This is a genomic window from Paracoccus sp. SJTW-4, from assembly GCF_047716885.1.
GTDB lineage: Bacteria > Pseudomonadota > Alphaproteobacteria > Rhodobacterales > Rhodobacteraceae > Paracoccus > Paracoccus solventivorans.
On record NZ_CP136681.1, the window covers coordinates 218437 to 234777 of the forward strand.

General features: G+C 70.8%; 20 protein-coding genes. 4 read left to right on the top strand and 16 right to left on the bottom strand.

Annotation, left to right across the window (positions count from 1 at the left end; all coding sequences use genetic code 11):
* Positions 1 to 219 precede the first annotated feature (219 nt).
* Genes RSP45_RS01065 through RSP45_RS01080 form a run of 4 tightly spaced genes read right to left on the bottom strand, consistent with a single transcriptional unit; the run spans position 220 to position 3693 of the window.
* A complete protein-coding gene (locus RSP45_RS01065; protein ID WP_415392904.1) occupies positions 220 to 1056 on the bottom strand; it encodes a metal ABC transporter permease in 837 nt (278 codons plus the stop codon).
* Positions 1053 to 1910 (bottom strand): metal ABC transporter permease, encoded by an 858-nt coding sequence (locus tag RSP45_RS01070; protein ID WP_415392905.1) that lies wholly within the window; start codon positions 1908 to 1910, stop codon positions 1053 to 1055. The genes RSP45_RS01065 and RSP45_RS01070 overlap by 4 nt, the downstream gene beginning before the upstream one ends.
* Positions 1907 to 2800, bottom strand: a complete 894-nt coding sequence (locus tag RSP45_RS01075) for a manganese/iron ABC transporter ATP-binding protein (protein WP_415392906.1) — start codon at positions 2798 to 2800, stop codon at positions 1907 to 1909. The genes RSP45_RS01070 and RSP45_RS01075 overlap by 4 nt, the downstream gene beginning before the upstream one ends.
* The gene (locus RSP45_RS01080; RefSeq protein ID WP_415392907.1) at positions 2797 to 3693 is read right to left on the bottom strand and encodes a metal ABC transporter substrate-binding protein; all 897 of its coding nucleotides are present in this window, start codon (positions 3691 to 3693) and stop codon (positions 2797 to 2799) included. The genes RSP45_RS01075 and RSP45_RS01080 overlap by 4 nt, the downstream gene beginning before the upstream one ends.
* Positions 3694 to 3828: 135 nt before the next feature.
* On the opposite strand from RSP45_RS01080, the gene RSP45_RS01085 reads away from it, so the two are divergent.
* Positions 3829 to 4260: a Fur family transcriptional regulator gene (locus RSP45_RS01085; protein ID WP_073066350.1), complete on the top strand. Its 432-nt coding sequence runs from the start codon at positions 3829 to 3831 to the stop codon at positions 4258 to 4260.
* A gap of 63 nt (positions 4261 to 4323) precedes the next feature.
* On the opposite strand, the gene RSP45_RS01090 is transcribed toward RSP45_RS01085, so the two are convergent.
* The 11 genes from RSP45_RS01090 to RSP45_RS01140 form a co-directional block, all read right to left on the bottom strand.
* Entirely contained in the window at positions 4324 to 5097 is a 774-nt protein-coding gene (locus RSP45_RS01090; RefSeq protein ID WP_415392908.1) for a LamB/YcsF family protein, read from the bottom strand.
* Positions 5094 to 6122, bottom strand: coding sequence for a biotin-dependent carboxyltransferase family protein (locus RSP45_RS01095; protein ID WP_415392909.1), 1029 nt, complete (start codon positions 6120 to 6122; stop codon positions 5094 to 5096). Before RSP45_RS01095 ends, RSP45_RS01090 begins: the two co-directional genes overlap by 4 nt.
* Positions 6119 to 6847 carry a 5-oxoprolinase subunit B family protein gene (locus RSP45_RS01100; RefSeq protein ID WP_415392910.1) on the bottom strand — a complete coding sequence of 243 codons (729 nt, stop codon included), beginning with the start codon at positions 6845 to 6847 and terminating at the stop codon, positions 6119 to 6121. Before RSP45_RS01100 ends, RSP45_RS01095 begins: the two co-directional genes overlap by 4 nt.
* A 57-nt stretch (positions 6848 to 6904) precedes the next feature.
* Positions 6905 to 7561, bottom strand: a complete 657-nt coding sequence (locus RSP45_RS01105; RefSeq protein WP_415392911.1) for a sulfotransferase family 2 domain-containing protein — start codon at positions 7559 to 7561, stop codon at positions 6905 to 6907.
* A gap of 67 nt (positions 7562 to 7628) precedes the next feature.
* Positions 7629 to 8162, bottom strand: coding sequence for an MgtC/SapB family protein (locus RSP45_RS01110; protein ID WP_415392912.1), 534 nt, complete (start codon positions 8160 to 8162; stop codon positions 7629 to 7631).
* A gap of 34 nt (positions 8163 to 8196) precedes the next feature.
* A complete protein-coding gene (locus RSP45_RS01115; RefSeq protein ID WP_415392913.1) occupies positions 8197 to 8511 on the bottom strand; it encodes a phosphoribosyl-ATP diphosphatase in 315 nt (104 codons plus the stop codon).
* Positions 8508 to 9269, bottom strand: coding sequence for an imidazole glycerol phosphate synthase subunit HisF (gene hisF / locus RSP45_RS01120; protein WP_073066325.1), 762 nt, complete (start codon positions 9267 to 9269; stop codon positions 8508 to 8510). Before hisF ends, RSP45_RS01115 begins: the two co-directional genes overlap by 4 nt.
* 412 nt (positions 9270 to 9681) lie before the next feature.
* Complete coding sequence (locus RSP45_RS01125) at positions 9682 to 10653, bottom strand: beta-ketoacyl-ACP synthase III (protein WP_073066321.1); 972 nt, start codon at positions 10651 to 10653, stop codon at positions 9682 to 9684.
* Entirely contained in the window at positions 10653 to 11846 is a 1194-nt protein-coding gene (plsX, locus tag RSP45_RS01130) for a phosphate acyltransferase PlsX (protein ID WP_415392914.1), read from the bottom strand. The genes RSP45_RS01125 and plsX overlap by 1 nt, the downstream gene beginning before the upstream one ends.
* A gap of 19 nt (positions 11847 to 11865) precedes the next feature.
* Positions 11866 to 12072: a 50S ribosomal protein L32 gene (rpmF, locus tag RSP45_RS01135; RefSeq protein WP_073066315.1), complete on the bottom strand. Its 207-nt coding sequence runs from the start codon at positions 12070 to 12072 to the stop codon at positions 11866 to 11868.
* A gap of 152 nt (positions 12073 to 12224) precedes the next feature.
* Positions 12225 to 12773, bottom strand: coding sequence for a YceD family protein (locus tag RSP45_RS01140; protein ID WP_415392915.1), 549 nt, complete (start codon positions 12771 to 12773; stop codon positions 12225 to 12227).
* Positions 12774 to 13025: 252 nt separating this feature from the next.
* Here RSP45_RS01140 and RSP45_RS01145 point away from each other — a divergent pair, with 252 nt between their 5' ends.
* A complete protein-coding gene (locus RSP45_RS01145; protein ID WP_073066310.1) occupies positions 13026 to 13484 on the top strand; it encodes an outer membrane protein assembly factor BamE in 459 nt (152 codons plus the stop codon).
* Positions 13485 to 13518: 34 nt separating this feature from the next.
* On the opposite strand, the gene msrB is transcribed toward RSP45_RS01145, so the two are convergent.
* Positions 13519 to 13917 carry a peptide-methionine (R)-S-oxide reductase MsrB gene (gene msrB, locus RSP45_RS01150; RefSeq protein WP_415392916.1) on the bottom strand — a complete coding sequence of 133 codons (399 nt, stop codon included), beginning with the start codon at positions 13915 to 13917 and terminating at the stop codon, positions 13519 to 13521.
* Positions 13918 to 14071: 154 nt separating this feature from the next.
* Here msrB and RSP45_RS01155 point away from each other — a divergent pair, with 154 nt between their 5' ends.
* Both RSP45_RS01155 and tgt read left to right on the top strand, forming a co-directional pair.
* On the top strand, positions 14072 to 14836 hold the full coding sequence (locus RSP45_RS01155; protein WP_415392917.1) for a GNAT family N-acetyltransferase: 765 nt from the start codon (positions 14072 to 14074) through the stop codon (positions 14834 to 14836).
* 113 nt (positions 14837 to 14949) lie between these two features.
* On the top strand, positions 14950 to 16077 hold the full coding sequence (tgt, locus tag RSP45_RS01160) for a tRNA guanosine(34) transglycosylase Tgt (RefSeq protein WP_415392918.1): 1128 nt from the start codon (positions 14950 to 14952) through the stop codon (positions 16075 to 16077).
* Positions 16078 to 16341 lie beyond the last annotated feature (264 nt).

Below are 16341 nucleotides of genomic sequence, written 5' to 3' on the forward strand. Positions count from 1 at the left end.
GGGGAATGGAAGGGTGGGGCAGCGAAGGCTGGTCGCGGTGGCGCGGCCGGAGCCGGGGGCTGTCTGCCCCATCGTCGTATACGACGATCCCCGAGGATATTTGAGATCGCCCGAAGCAGTTGGCCTGAGCCCGCGCGCGAGGGCTAAGCCGGATGCGGCGGACGAAGGCGGCGAGGAACCCGCCGCTGAAAGCATTTATGACCGTCCGAAGCAGTCGGGTCAGCCGGCCTGTGCCTGCGCGCGGCGGGTGAGCCGCGTGCGGCGCAGGAAGGCGGCGATGAACGCGGCGGTCAGGATCAGGATGATCGTCGGCGCCGGCGCGCTGTCGAGGTAGAAGCTCAGATGCACCCCGGCCAGCATCGACGCCGCGTTGACCGCCACTGCCACCGCCAGCATCCGCCCGAAGCTGCGCACCAGCAGGAAGGCGATGGCGCCGGGGGAAATCAGCAGCCCCACCGCCAGGATCAGCCCGGTGGCGCTGAGCGTGGCGACGATGGAGAGCGACAGTGCGGTCAGCAGCCCGTAATGCAGCGCCCCCACCCGCAGCCCCGACACCCGCGCCTGCGCCGGATCGAAGGCGTGCAGCATCAGGTCGCGCCACCAGACCAGCAGCCCGGCCGAGACCACCGCCCCGATCGCCAGCGCCGTCCACAGGTCGCCCGCGCCCACCCCCAGCATGTTGCCGAACAGGATGTGGTCCAGATGCACGTCCGAGGTGATCGCCGTGTAAAGCACGATCCCCAGCCCGAACATGCCCGAAAACACCACCCCCATCACCGTGTCCTGCTTGATGCGGCTGTTTTCCGCCAGATAGCCGGTGGCGCCGGCGGTTAGCATGGCGGCGGCGAATGCGCCCAGGATCAGCGGCAGCCCGAGGATATAGGCCAGCACGATCCCCGGCAGCACCGCATGGCTGACCGCATCCCCCATCAGCGCCCAGCCCTTGAGCACCAGGAAACACGACAGCAGCGCCGTCGGCACCGCCACGATCAGCGCGATCAGATAGGCGTTCTGCATGAAGGGGAACTGGAACGGCAGCAGCAGGGTCTCGGTCACGGCAGCGGCTCCTCGATGGCGGCGCGGGCCCGGGCGCGGGCGGCCAGCAGCCCGTGTTTCGGTGCCCAGACAAAGGCGGCCAGGAACAGCGCGGTCTGCAGGCAGACGATGACGCCGCCGGTCGCGCCGTCCAGGAAATAGCTGAGATAGGCGCCAAGGAAGCTGGTCACCGTGCCGATGGCGACCGACAGCGCGATCAGCCGCGGAAAGCGGTCACACAGCAGATAGGCGGTGGCCCCCGGCGTCACCACCAGCGCGATCACCAGGAACGCCCCCACCGTTTGCATCGCCGCCACGATACAGGCCGACAGCAGGGTGAAGAACACCGCCCGCAGCAGCCGCGGCCGCAGCCCGATCGACCGCGCGTGGGTCTCGTCGAAGAACACCACCATCAGGTCGCGCCATTTCAGCAGCATCACCGCCAGCGACACCGCCGCGATCAGCACCAGCTGCAGGGTGTCGGCAGGGGCGATGGCCAGGATATTGCCCATGGTGATGGTCTGGACCGAGATCGCCACCGGGTTCAGCGACACCATGAACAGGCCCAGCCCGAAAAACGCGGTGAAGATCAGCCCGATCACCACATCGGCCTTGAGCCCCGAACGTTCCGACAGAAACAGCATCGCCGCCGCCGCCAGCCCGCCAGAGATGAACGCCCCCAGCGCAAAGGGCAGCCCCAGCATATAGGCGCCGGCCACCCCGGGAACGACCGAATGCGACAGCGCATCCCCGATCAGCGACCAGCCCTTGAGCATCAGATACGCCGACAGAAAGGCACAGACGCCGCCGACCAGCGCCGACACCCACATCGCATTGGTCATGTAGCCATAGGCAAAGGGCTCCAGCAGGATCATGGGTCCGGCCCTTCGCCCGCAGCGTCCCCGATTTCGCGCACATGGGCGCGGTCGTCGTAATGGACCAGCGGGCGTTCGTCGTCGGTCAGGATGGTGACGTGGCGCGGGTCGTCGTCGTCATGCAGCGCCGCGCCGCCCAGGGTGATATGGCGCAGCACGCCCCCGAAGGCGCGTTCCAGGTTCTCGCGGGTGAAGGTCGTCTCGGTCGGGCCATGGGCCAGCACCGTGCCCTTGACCAGCACCACCCGGTCGCAGAACTCGGGCACCGAGCCGAGGTTGTGGGTGGACACCAGCATCACCCGGCCTTCGTCGCGCAATTCACCCAACAGCGCGATGATCTGGTCCTCGGTCTGCACATCGACGCCGGTGAAGGGCTCGTCCAGCAGGATGACCCGGCCGTCCTGCGCCAGCGCGCGCGCCAGGAACACCCGCTTGCGCTGGCCGCCCGAAAGCTCTCCGATCTGGCGGTGGCGCAGCTCGGCCATGCCGACCCGGGCCAGCGCCGCATCCACCGCCGCACGGTCGGGGGCGCGGGGGCGGCGCAGGAAACCCATATGGCCATAGCGGCCCATCATCACCACATCCTCGACCAGTACCGGAAAGGACCAGTCCACCTCTTCCGCCTGCGGGACATAGGCCACCAGATTGCGGCGCAGCGCCTCGGCCACCGGCAGGCCCAGCAGGGTGATCTGGCCCGCGGCCAGCGGCACAAAGCCCATGATCGCCTTGAACAGCGTCGATTTTCCGGCGCCGTTGACGCCGACCAGCGCGGTGATCGTGCCCTGCGGGGTGGTGAAGCTGGCGTTTCGCAAGGCGGTATGGCCATTGCGATAGGTGACGGTCACGTCCCGCGCGACGATGCCCTGCGCGCTGCTGTCCTGCGCGCTCATTCCTGCGCCTCGATCCCCGCCGCCAGCCCCTCGGCGACGGTCGCCGAGGTGACGCGCAGCAGCTCCAGATAGCTGGGCACCGGCCCGTCGGGCGCGGACAGGCTGTCCACATACAGAACGCCGCCGTAATGCGCCCCGGTTTCCCGCGCCACCTGTTTCGCCGGCGCCTGGTTGACCGTGCTTTCGCAGAACACCGCCGGGATCTCCTGCGCGCGCACCGTGTCGATGACGTGGCGCACCTGCTGCGGCGTGCCCATCTGGTCGGCGTTGATCGGCCACAGGAACAGCTCGCGCAGCCCCATGTCGCGGGCCAGATAGCTGAAGGCGCCCTCGCAGCTGACCAGCCAGCGCTTGTCCTCGGGGATCAGGGCGATCCGGGCGCGCAAGGGCTCGATGGCAGCGCGCAGCTCGGCCTTGTAACGCTCGGCGTTGGCGGCATAGTCGGCGGCGCCTTCGGGGTCGTGCGCGGACAGGGCGGCCGCGATATTGTCGATATAGATCATCGCGTTGTCCAACCCCATCCAGGCATGGGGGTTGGGCTTGCCGTCATAATCGCCGCCGGCGATCGGCAAGGGCTCGATCCCCTCGCTGACCACGGCCGCGGGCACGTCGCGCAGGTTGTGCAGGAACTGCTCGAACCACAGCTCCAGATTCAGGCCGTTCCACAGCACCAGATCCGCCCCCTGCGCCGCCACCAGATCGCGCGGGGTGGGGGAATAGCCGTGGATCTCGGCCCCCGGGCGGGTGATCGAGACCACCTCGGCCCGCGTGCCCGCGACGTTGCGGGCGATGTCGGCGATCACGGTGAAGCTGGTCACGACCTTGATCGGCTCGGCCGCGGCCGTGCCTGCCAGCATCACCAGCGCCGCCGCCAGTGTCATCCGCCCCGCCATGAAGGCTCCCTTCCTGATGCTCCACGGTCATGTAAATGCAACGCATTCGCAACTGTCAAGGCGAATGAGACCCATTCTCATTTGATTGCAGCAGCCAGAGAGGCTACAGCACAGGACAGGGCAAAGGGTCAGGCGATGGGCGCAGAGACGACGGATTTTGCGCAGGCGCTGCGCGACGCGGGGCTGAGGGTCACGCCGCAGCGCATGGTGCTGCTGTCGATCCTGATGGGCTCGGCCGACCACCCGAACGCCGACGAGCTGCTGGCGCGGGCGCGGGCGGTCGATGATTCCGTGGCGCTGGCCACCGTCTATCGCACGCTGTCGGCGCTGGAAGAGGCCGGGCTGATCCGCAAACTGACCCTGGAAAACGAACCCGCCCGCTACGAGATCACCCCCGCCGCCGAACACGAACATATCGTCGACATCGACAGCGGCGAGGTGATCGAGATTTCCTGCGACGAGATCAACCGCCTGCGCCGCGAGCTGCTGGACCGGCTGGGCTACGAGATCGTCAGCCAGAACACCCTGATCCGCGCCCGCCGCATCCGCAAGCCGGGGCAGGGCTAGGGCGTCTTTCTGGTTCAAATACCCCGGGGGCGCGGGGGCTGGCCCCCGCTCCGACAGCGCCGCTCAGCGCAGGGGCTCGCCCGGAAACGCCGCGATCGCCACCCCCTCCGCCTCCAGCGTCGCGCGCACCGCCTGCGCCATCCCGATGGCGCCGGGGGTGTCGCCGTGCAGGCAGATCGTGTCGATGCGGGTGGGGATCGCGGGGCCGTCCTCGGGTAGGATCGCGCCGGCGCGCAGCATCGCCAGCACCCGGCGCGCGGCCAGCTGCGGATCGTGGATCACCGCGCCCGGAAGGCGGCGGTCCAGCAGCGTGCCGTTGCCGCGATAGGCGCGGTCGGCGAAGATCTCGCAGGCCGCAGGCGCGCCCAGTTGCCGGGCCGCGCGTTCCTGTGCGGTGCCGGCCAGCACCACCAGCACCAGCGCCGGGTCGACGGACAGCGCGCCGCGGAAACAGGCCAGCGCCAGCGCCTCGTCGCGCGCGGCCATGTTGGCCAGCGCCCCGTGCAGCTTCAGATGCCGCACCGCGCCCCCCGCGGCGCGCGCCATCGCCTGCGCCGCGCCCAGCTGCCAGCGCACCAGATTGGCGGCGCTGTCGGGGGCGAACTGCATCTCGCGGCGGCCGAAGCCTTGCAGGTCGGGAAACCCCGGATGCGCGCCGATGCCGACGCCGCGGGCCACCGCCTCGCGCATCACCCGCGCCATCACGTCCCAGTCGCCGGCATGGACCCCGCAGGCGACATTGGCCGAGCTGATGACCCCCAGCAGCGCCGCGTCGTCGCCCATTTCCCAGGCCCCGAAGCTCTCGCCCAGATCGGCGTTCAGATCGACGGTTCTCATCGCTCGCTTCCTTCCGCTGTGGCGCTGACCACGCCGCCGATCAGGTTGTAGGACAGCAGGTCCGCCATGGTGGAGGGCTCGCGCAGCCGAGGGGTGATGCGGCCGCGCAGCCCGGCCAGTGCGCTGGCATGGGCCTGCATGGCGGCGCGGGCCTCGTCCTGCCCGACCAGCCGAAAGCGCAGCGCGGCCCCGGGCGGGGCCTGCGCCACGCGGTAGAGATCGCAGGGCAGCACGGTGGCGATGCGGGGATAGCCGCCGGTGGTCTGACATTCGGCCAGCAGCACCAGCGCGGTGCCGTCGCCGGTGATCTGGATGTCGCCGGGCTGCACGATCTCGGACACCACCGACAGCCCGCCAAAGGGCGCGAATCCCGGCGCATCGCCCTGATCCAGCCGCAGCCCCATGCGGTTGCCGCGCGGGTCGCGGCGGAACGCGGTGCGCTGGAAGCGGGCGATCTCGGCTGCCGGGAACAGCGCGGTCTGCAGCGAGGCCACCACCCGGATCGGGGCAGTGCTATCGCGGGGCAGGGGGGCGATCAGCAGCTCTGCCTGCGTGCCGGGGTCCGGCCCCAGCGCCAGACTGTCCCCTTCCGCCAGCGCCGCCCCGATCCCCGCCGCCAGATGCGCCGAGCGCGCCCCCAGCAGCAGCGGCGCATCGACGCCGCCGCTTGGGACCAGATAGCCATAGCCGCCCGCCAGCGGCGACAGCGCCAGCTCGGCGCCCGCCGGCAGCGCGTGGCTGGCGTTCCAGGCCAGCGGGGTCTCGGCCCCCGCGTCCCGCAGCAGCGCCCGGAACGGCGCCCCGGTCAGGGCGATGCGCGCGGGTGCGGTCAGGCGGAACCGCGCGGGCGTCCCGGCCAGTTCGATGGCGGCCAGCCCGGTGTCCTGTCCCAGCAGCGCCGCGCCCTCGGCCAGCGCCACCGGATCGGCGGCGCCGCCGCGCGACAGCCCCTGCGCCAGGAACCCCGGGCGGCCCAGGTCCTGCACCGTGATCCCCGGCCCGGCCGCCAGCACGATCAGGCTCATGGCAGCGCCTCGACCGAGACCCCGCCGCCGGGGCTGCGGGCCAGTTCTGCCAGACGCTCGGCCGAGACTGGCGGGAACGCCACCGCGTCGCCGGCGCGCAGCAGGAACGGCTGCGCCGCGCCCGGGTCGAACAGCCGCGCCGCGGTCTGCCCGACCTGCCGCCAGCCGGTCTGCGAGGGGACCGAGAACAGCACCAGCTGCCGTATCGCCAGCGTCAGCGCGCCCGGCTGCACGCGCGGGGTCAGCACCCGCAGCCGGGGGATGTCCCATTCGGGGCCAAGCTCGCCGATATAGGGCTGGCCGGGGGCAAAGCCGATGGTCAGCACCCGCAGGGGCGCGCAGGCGAGCGCCTCGACGGCCTGCGCGCGGCTCAGCCCGGCCAGCGCTGCGGCTTCGTCCAGAGCGGGGGCCTGGGCGGGCGCATAGCAGGTCGGGATACGCAGCAGCCGCCGCCCGGCCGGCAGCGCCGCCCCCCACCAGTCGCGCGACGCCACCAGCGCCCGCAGCCGCGCCAGCACCGGCCCCGGATCGGCTAGCGGGTCGAGCCGCAGATAGGTGGACACCAGCGTGGCGGCGGTTTCCTGAACCTCGGGCCAGCGGGCGCCCTCGATGGCGGCGCGCAGTGCCAAGGCGGCGCGGTTCGCGGGCTCGTCCAGCCGCGCGGCAAAGCTGACCACCAGCCCGTCCACCCCGGTCGGCGCGATCCTTGGGTAATCCTCGCTCACCGTCGCACCCCCTTAGGCCGCAGGATCGCAAAGCGGTGCACAGGTGTCCATCGCCGCCTATGCTCCCGGGTCGAAGCGATAGCCGAAACGCACGATATCGGGCGCGCAAAGCCGCGCCACCAGCGCCGCATCGGCGTCGGAATAATAGCGCCGCCAGTCGCGGTCGCGGTCAGAGGCATTTTCCCGGCCCATCGCCAGCGCAAAGCCCAGATGCCGCTCGAACGGGGCCAGATCCTCGGCCAGATGCTCGAGCCGCACCCAGGCGTCGCAGCGTTCCACCCCGTCGCGGTCGCGCAGCCAGGCGCCATAGGGCCAGGCGCGGAACGATTCCTGCGTCTGCGGATGGTGCAAGAACTCGCCGAACCCCAGCGCCTGCGCCAGCGCCACCGCCGGGTGGTCGAAACGCTGGACGCGCAGCCAGTGGTAATAGCTGACCAGCCGGTCCCACGGGTTGCGCACCAGCGTCACCACGAACATCCGCGCGAGTTCGTCCGGCGTCACCAGCCCGTCGATGTCGGCCAGCGTCGCGTGCTTGCGCAGCCGCCCCGCCGCCTGCAGTGTCCTTTGCCGCCGCGCGCGGGCGCGGGCCTTGGGGGTGTCGCCCAGGATGATGTCGTCGCGCATGGCGCGGGCTTCCAGCGCCAGGCTCAGCGCGGTGCCGCCGGTCTTGGGGATGTGGACGAACACATAGGCGCGCCCGCGCGAGATGATCACTGCTGGCTCCGGCTGGATGACCGCCCTTGGCCACACCTGCCGGGGCGCGGCGGCGGGGTCAAGCCGGTCAGCTGTCGCCGGGAGGCGCGGAGGGGGGCGGCTGCGGCTTTTTCAGCTTGTGCGCCATCGGGCTGATCAGCCGGTGGATCAACCACAGCACCGTCATCGCCAGCGCCGTGGTCAGCAGCGCCAGCGACAGGTCGCCCATGCCGCAGGCGAGCCCGATCGCCCCGCAGAGCCACATCGAGGCCCCCGTGGTGATCCCGCGCACGCTGACCCCGCTGACCACGATCGACCCCGCGGCGAGGAAGGCCACGCCCGAGGTCACCGCCTCGATCAGCCGCAGCGGATCGACGCGCATCTGCTGCCCGGGGACAGCCTCGAAATGCACCAGCTCCATCGCCAGGATCGCGAATACCGCGGCGGCGAGAGAGATCATCATGTGGGTGCGCAGCCCGGCGGCGCGGGAATGCACCTCGCGTTCCCAGCCGATGATGCCGCCCAACAGCATCGCCGCCGCCAGCCGGATCGCGGCCACCTGCAGGGGCAGCGCCCCGACCGGGTCGAAGGCGCGCAGCAGTTCGTCGGTAATTGCGTCCATGGTCGGGCTTTCCGCTGGTGGCGGCGGCCCGGGATCAGCCGGGGCGCGAGGCTTTTTCCTTGATCCCCGAAACCCCCTCGCGGCGTTCGAGTTCCGCCAGCACCTCGGCCAGCGTCACCCCGCGCGCGGCCAGCATGACCAGCAGGTGATACAGAACGTCGGCGGCTTCCGAGGTCAGGCGTTCTCGGTCGCCGCGCACGGCCTCGATGATCGCCTCGACGGCTTCCTCGCCGAATTTCTCGGCGCATTTCTCGGGGCCGCGGGACAGGAGCTTCGCGGTCCAGCTGGACTCGGGGTCGGCGCCGCGGCGGGATTCGACGGTGGCGGCCAGCCGTTCCAGCGCGCTCATTCCAGCCGCACCGGGATGCCGGCGGCGGCCATATGGGCCTTGGCCTCGGCGATGGTGTGGGTGCCGAAATGGAAGATCGAGGCCGCCAGCACCGCGCTGGCATGGCCCTCGGTCACGCCCTCGACCAGATGGTCGAGCGTGCCGACCCCGCCCGAGGCGATGACGGGGATGTCCACCGCATCGGCCACCGCCCGGGTCAGCGGGATGTTGTAGCCGTCGCGGGTGCCGTCGCGGTCCATCGAGGTCAAAAGGATCTCTCCCGCGCCTTTCGCGGCGACCGTGCGGGCAAACTCCACCGCGTCGATGCCGGTGGGCTTGCGCCCGCCATGGGTGAAGATTTCCCATTTCCCCGGCGCCACGGTCTTGGCGTCGATGGCGCAGACGATGCACTGGCTGCCGAAACGGTCGGCGGCGGCCGCGATCACATCCGGATCGGCGACGGCGGCCGAGTTGAAGCTGACCTTGTCGGCCCCAGCCAGCAGCAGCGCCCGCACGTCGTCGGGCGTACGCACGCCGCCGCCCACGGTCAGCGGGATGAAGCATTTTTCCGCCGTGCGCGACACCAGATCATACATGGTGCCGCGGTTTTCATGGGTGGCGTGGATGTCGAGGAAACACAGCTCGTCGGCGCCGGCGGCGTCATAGGCGGCAGCGGCCTGAACCGGGTCGCCGGCGTCGATCAGATCGACGAAATTGACGCCCTTGACCACGCGGCCATCGGCGACATCAAGGCAGGGAATGATGCGGATCTTGAGCATGGCGCCTGATAGCGCGGGGCGCGGGCCATGGAAAGCGGGTTTGCGCGGGGGCGCGGTTGCAGCGGGGGTTTCACACCCCCGCACCCCCGTGGGATATTTTCGTGATGAAGAACGGGCCCGGGAGGGCACCTGGGACAACCGCACGCCCGCGACTCGCAGCAAGATGAAGGCACCGAGAAGCGGGGCGCGCCCCGGAGGGCAGTACGCCCATTACTGGAAGCTGGATGAAGGAGAGCCGGGAAGGGGGGCGCCCCGGACGGCAGCACACCCGCTACTGGAAGCCAGATGGAAGAGCCGGGAAGCGGGCGCGCGCGCCGCAGAACGCCCGCCACCGGAAGCGGGATGAAAGAGAGCCGGAGCAGGAGCCCGTGCGGCGTCTGGGCTGGATGAGCGAGGCAGCGTGGCTGCGCCATTACCAGCGCAGGACGACGCTGCCCCAGCTCATGCCGCCACCGATGGCCTCGGTCAGCACCACGTCGCCCGGTTTGAAGCGGCCCTCGCGGTCGGCGACCGACAGCGCCAGCGGGATCGAGGCGGCCGAGGTGTTGCCGTGGTCGGCCACGGTCAGCACCACCCGTTCGACCGGCAGGCCCATCTTTTGCGCGGTGCCGGTGATGATGCGCAGATTGGCCTGGTGCGGGACCAGCCAGTCCACGTCCGCCGGCGCCAGCCCGGCCTTGTCCAGCACCCGGTTGGCGGTGGCGGCGAGTTTTTCCACTGCGTGGCGGAACACCAGGTTGCCCTGCATCCGCAGCACGCCCGCGGTGCCGGTGCGGCTGACGCCGCCGTCCACGTAAAGCAGGTCGCGCAGCTTGCCGTCGCTGTTGAGGTCGCAGGCGAGGATCCCGCGGTCGCTGCTGTCGCCCTTGCCCTCGGCGGCTTCCAGGATCACGGCGCCGGCGCCGTCGCCGAACAGCACGCAGGTGCCGCGGTCGGTCCAGTCCATGATCCGGCTGAAGGTCTCGGCGCCGATCACCAGCACCCGGTCGGCCTGGCCGGTGCGGATCAGCCCGTCGGCATTGGCCAGCGCAAAGACGAAGCCGGCGCAGACCGCCTGCACGTCATAGGCAAAGCCGCGGGTCATTCCCAGCGCGGCCTGCACCATCGTCGCCACCGCCGGGAAGGTCAGGTCGGGGGTCGAGGTCGCCAGCACGATCGCGTCGATGTCGTCGGCGGTCATGCCGGCGCGGTCCAGCGCGTCGCGCGCCGCCGCCAGCGCCAGGTCCGAGGTGAACTCGTCCTCGGCCGCGAAATGCCGCCGCTCGATCCCGGTGCGGGTGCGGATCCATTCGTCCGTGGTGTCGAGCGTCTGCTCGAAAAAGCTGTTCTCGACCACGCGCGAGGGCAGGTAATGCCCCGTTCCGCGTACCACCGAACGTCGCATCAATGTCCTGCCTCTGCCTGTGGGGTACGGCCCGATGCCGCGTCCTGTTGGGCCGGCCCGGCGGCCGGTTCTGCGAGCTGCTCGGCCCAGCCTTCGGCCGGGCCCGCCTGTTCCGCGGCCTCGGCCGCCTGTGCCACCCGCATCTTGAGCCGGTCGTTGAACCCCGAGCGCGCCAGCTGGAACGCCAGCTTGACCGCCGCGGAGACGCCGGTGGCGTCGGCGGCGCCGTGGGATTTCACCACCGTGCCGTTCAGCCCCAGGAACACGCCACCGTTGACCCGGCGCGGGTCGATCCGCTTCTGCAGCCGCTTCAGCGAGGTCATGGCCAGGAGAGCGGCGAATTTCGACATGATCGAGTTGGCGAAGGCGTCCTTGAGAAAATCTCCGACCAGCTTGGCCGTCCCCTCGCCGGTCTTCAAGGCTACGTTGCCGGTGAAACCGTCGGTGACGATCACATCCACGCGGGCGCTCATCATGTCGCCGCCCTCGACGAAGCCGACGTAGTCCATGTTGGCGCCCTCGACCGCGGCGGCGGCGGCGATCAGGCGGTGGGCCTCTTTCAGCTCGGGGCGGCCCTTGTGGTCCTCGGTCCCGACGTTCAGCAGCCCGACGCGCGGCCGCGTCAGCCCCAGCCCGTTGCGGGCGTAGGACGCCCCCATCATCGCATATTGCAGCAGGTCGGTGGCGTCGGCGCGGATGTCGGCGCCCACGTCGAGGATGATGTTGAACCCCTGCGGCCCGCGCGAGGGCCACAGCACCGCGATGGCCGGCCGGTTCACCCCGGGCAGCTTGCGCAGCCGCAGCATCGACAGCGCCATCAGCGCGCCGGTGTTGCCGCAGCTGACCGCGACCGTCGCCTCGCCGTTGCGGACCGATTCGACCGCCGACCACATCGACGTGCCCTGCGCCGAGCGCACCACCTGCCCGGGCTTGTCGTCCATGGTGACGACGCCCTCGGCATGGCGGATGTCGCAGCGCCCGGCCAGTTTCGAGCGGCGGGCGATCAGGCGGCGCAGTTCCGGCTCGGGGCCGTGGACGATGAAGCGGATGTCCGGATTCTTCTGCGCGCTTTTCGCAATGCCGGCGATCACGGCCGCCGGGCCGCGGTCGCCCCCCATCGCATCGACCGAAATCACGACCGACCCGGGCGGGCCGGGCAGGGTCGGATCAGACTGGACAAGCGCGGTGGTCATCGCACCCTGCGGCGGTCAATCAGGCTGCGTCGTCGTCCAGGTCGATGTCGTTCGCCTGCGCGACGACTTCGCGGTCGGCATAGTGACCGCACGAGGGGCAGACGTGATGCGGGCGCTTGAGCTCGCCGCAGTTCGGGCATTCGTTCGGGTTCGCGGCGGACAGGCCGTCATGCGAGCGGCGCATGTTGCGGCGGGACCGGGTAACTCGGTTCTGAGGGACGGCCATGGGACAACCTTCGGTGGCAAGATGGACGGCGCGAATCCGCAGATTCCCGCCGTGTCATGTTTCGGATCGAACCGCGCAGATACGGCACAAACCGGAAAGCCGCAAGGGCCAAGGAAAAATGCGGTGGATCGCCGCTGCGGCGCGAGGACGGCTCAGTTGCCGTTGTCGTCCCCGTCCTTGCGCAGCAGCGCCGCCAGCCCGGCAAAGGGGCGGCGGGTGTCGCCCGCCTCGTCCTTTGCCGCGTCGTCGGCGCCGGGATCGTCGGGCAGCGCCGCGCCGGGGGCGCGCGGGTAAAGCGGCAGCGCCAGCGACAGTTCCTCGACCAGCACCTCGCCGGGGTCGATGACCGGGCCCAGGGGCTCGATCTCGTCGTCGGGCATCTCGATCTCGTCGCCCTCGGGGGCGGCGGCATGGGGGGAATAGACCCGGCGGATGCCCTCGGCGATGGCGGTCGCGACCGGGGCCAGCGTCACCACGCAGCCCTGTTCCACCTGCGCGGTCAGCCGCCCCTCGAGCAGCCAGGAATCGTTCGGGGCGGGGGAAAGCGAGCCGGTCAGCCGCAGCTGCGGCAGCGCCAGCAGCCCCAGATGCGCGGCGATGCGGGCGCGCGCCTCGGCATCCGGGGCAAGCTCCAGCGCCAGGGGCCGGCGCGCGTTCAGCTGCGACACCCTCAGCTTGTGGGAATAGGGGGCAGGGGACATGTCTTGGGCCTTGGGGTCTGGAGCTGTGGCGGCGGGGCCGAGGAGTGGGCCGCGCCCGCCCGATGTTCTTGAGCGGCGCTGGCGAGTTTGCTAAGCGGGTCGGGCGCCGTCAACCGCCAGGGTCGTTCCTGACGGGGGGCGGGCATGGCACCGACAGCGCCAGCGACACCGATTGCGCCCGAAAGGCCCGGCAGAACGGCCCGGGGGCGATCATCACGGGGGCGCGGTGCGTGGAACGAAGGGACGGCAACGATGACCACGACCCGCCGGCGGGTGATCGCCCTGGCCCTGGCCGCCCCGCTGGTGGCGGCGGCCGGCTGCACGCGGATGTATCGCAACCACGGCTATCTGCCGACCGACGACGAGCTTGCGCAGGTGGTCGTCGGCCAGACCCGGCAAGAGGAACTGGAATATCTGATCGGCCTGCCCAGCTCGCAGGGGCTGCTGACCGGGGCGGGCTGGTATTACGTCGGCTCGCGCTGGGAACGTTTCGGCGTGCGCCAGCCGCGCGAGGTGGAACGGCAGGTGGTGGCGATCAGCTTCGACCAGAACGGCACCGTTTCCAACATCGAGCGTTTCGGGCTGGAACGCGGCCGCGTCGTCACCCTGTCGCGGCGCGTGACCGATACCGGCGTGGTCGATTCCGGGCTGCTGCGGCAGCTTCTGGGCAATATCGGCCGCTTCAACCCCGGCGATTTCCTCAACCAGTGATTCGGCCGGTGGTCCGGGCCGCGGGCCGGGCGGCTCAGCCTGCCGCGGCCTCGGGGACAAAGCGCAGCGCCACCCCGTTGATGCAGTAGCGCAGCCCGGTCGGCGGCGGCCCGTCCGGGAACACATGCCCCAGATGCGCGTCGCAGCGCTCGCAGCGGACCTCGGTGCGAATCATGCCGTGGCTGGTGTCACGGTGTTCCCCGATCGCGCCGCCGGCGCGGCTGAAGCTGGGCCAGCCGCAATGGCTTTCGAACTTCTGGTCGCCGTCGAACAGCCGCGCCCCGCAGCAGGCGCAGACGTAATGCCCCGGCCCCTGCGGAAACCCGGGGTGCGAGAACGGCCGCTCGGTCCCCGCCTGCCGCGTCACGCGATAGGTCTCGGGGTCCAGCAGCTCGCGCCACTCGGCGTCCGGGCGGGTGACCCTCTCTGTCATCGGTTTTCCCTTTCCCCGGTGATTTCCCGGGCGTTTCCATTGTGCATCGGTTCCAATTTAGGGCTATGAAGCGGCCAGACAAGCGCGCCTGCGGGCGGGCCCTTGCGGCCCGCCGCCCCGGCAACGGGGGCAGGCGTCCCAGGAGAGTGGCGCGATGCCCCAGCTTCAGACCGGACGCTACCGGGTCCGCATCGCCACGGACGCCTGCGACCTGCGCGCGGCGCGGCAGCTGCGGTTCCGCTGTTTCCGCGCCCCCGCGCTGGTGTCCGCCTGGGCCGGGGCGGAGGCAGAGACGGGCGAGGACGCCGACCCGCTGGACGCGCACTGCCGGCACATGCTGGTCGAGCACCGCGAATCGGGACGGCTGGCGGCCTGTTTCCGCTGGCTGCCGTTCGGCTCGGGGGCCGAGATCGGGCGCAGCTATTCGGCGCAGCATTACGAGCTGTCGCGGCTGCGCGACTTCCCCGAGCCGATGATCGAGGTCGGGCGCTTCTGCGTCGATCCCGCCCATTCCCACCCCGAGATCCTGCGCCTGGCCTGGGCGGCGCTGGCGCGGCAGGTGGACGAGACCGGGGCGGGGCTGCTGTTCGGCTGCTCGTCCTTCTCCGGGCTGGACGCGGGCGGCCATGCGCGCGCCTTTGCGCTGCTGCGCGACCGCCACCGGGCGCCGCCGCGCTGGCGCCCCGGCATCAAGGCGCCCGAGGTCTGCCGCTTTGCCGCCCTGCCGGCTGCCGCCGACCCCGCAAGCGCCCGCGCCGGGCTGCCGCCGCTGCTGCGCAGCTATCTGGCGATGGGGGGCTGGGTCAGCGACCACGCGGTGCTGGACCGCGAGCTGCGCACCATGCATGTGTTCACCGGGGTCGAGGTGCGGCTGATCCCGCCCGCGCGGGTGCGCGCCCTGCGGCGGCTGGCGGGCTGAGATGGCGCTGTCGCAGCGGGGGCTTCGCGCCGGCGCACCCCCGCGGGATATTTGGGGCAAGATGAAAGCAGCCGCGGTTGCCGCCTGCGCGACGGGGGGCTAGAAGCCGGGCGATGAGCGGCTTTTCCTTTACCCTGAACGCCACCGACGGGCGCGCCCGCAGCGGCGTCATCCGCACCCCGCGGGGCGAGATCCGCACCCCGGCCTTCATGCCCGTGGGCACCGCCGGCACGGTCAAGGCGATGCTGCCGGAATCGGTGCGCGCCACCGGCGCCGACATCCTGCTGGGCAACACCTATCACCTGATGCTGCGCCCGGGGGCCGAGCGCATCGCCCGGCTGGGCGGCCTGCACCGGTTCATGAACTGGTCCCGCCCGATCCTGACCGATTCCGGCGGCTTCCAGGTGATGAGCCTGTCCGAGCTGCGCAAGTTGACCGAGGACGGCGTGACCTTTTCCAGCCATGTCGACGGCTCTCGCCATTTCCTGTCGCCGGAAACCAGCGTGGAGATCCAGCGGCTGCTGGGCTCGGACATCGTGATGGCCTTTGACGAATGCCCGGCGCTGCCCGCCACGCATGAGCGGCAGGCCGAGGCGATGCGCCTGTCGATGCGCTGGGCGCAACGCTCGCGCGACGCCTTCGGCGACCGCCCCGGCCATGCGCTGTTCGGGATCATGCAGGGGGGCGTGGAACGCGACCTGCGCGAGGAATCGGCCGCAGCCCTGCGCCGCATCGGTTTCGACGGCTACGCCATCGGCGGGCTGGCCGTGGGCGAGGGGCAGGCGGCGATGCTGGGCGTGCTCGATTATGCGACCGACCTGCTGCCCGCCGAGCAGCCGCGCTACCTGATGGGGGTGGGCAAGCCCGACGACATCGTCGGCGCAGTGCAGCGCGGGGTGGACATGATGGACTGCGTGTTGCCCTCGCGTTCCGGGCGCACCGGGCAGGCGTGGACGCGGCGCGGGCAGATCAACATCAAGAACGCCCGCCACGCCGACGACCCAAGGCCCCTGGACGAGGCCTGCACCTGCCCCGCCTGCACCGGCTATTCCCGCGCCTATCTGCACCATGTGTTCCGCGCCGGAGAGATGATCTCCGGCATGCTGCTGACCTGGCACAACCTGCATTACTATCAGCAGATCATGCAGCAGATGCGCGAGGCGATCGCGGCGGGGACCTTGGACGTCTGGGTGGCCGGCTTCCACGCAGAGCGCGCTGGAGGGGATATCGAGCCGCTCTAGGGTGGGGGCTTGAGTGTGAGCTGCCAGCCGAGCGGGTGCTGATGGCCGGGCCCAACCGGCACTATTACGCGCAGATCACGCAGCGGATGCGCGAGGCGTTCGCGGCGGGGCTCTGGATGCCTGGGTCGCCGGCTTCCATGCAGAGCGCGCCGAGGGCGATATTCTACCGATCTAGCGCCGGCGTTTGCCCGCGAGCGACGAGCCGAACGGGGCCTATCGCCCGGACCCATTACCCGCAGATCACGCAGCAGATGCGCGAGGTAG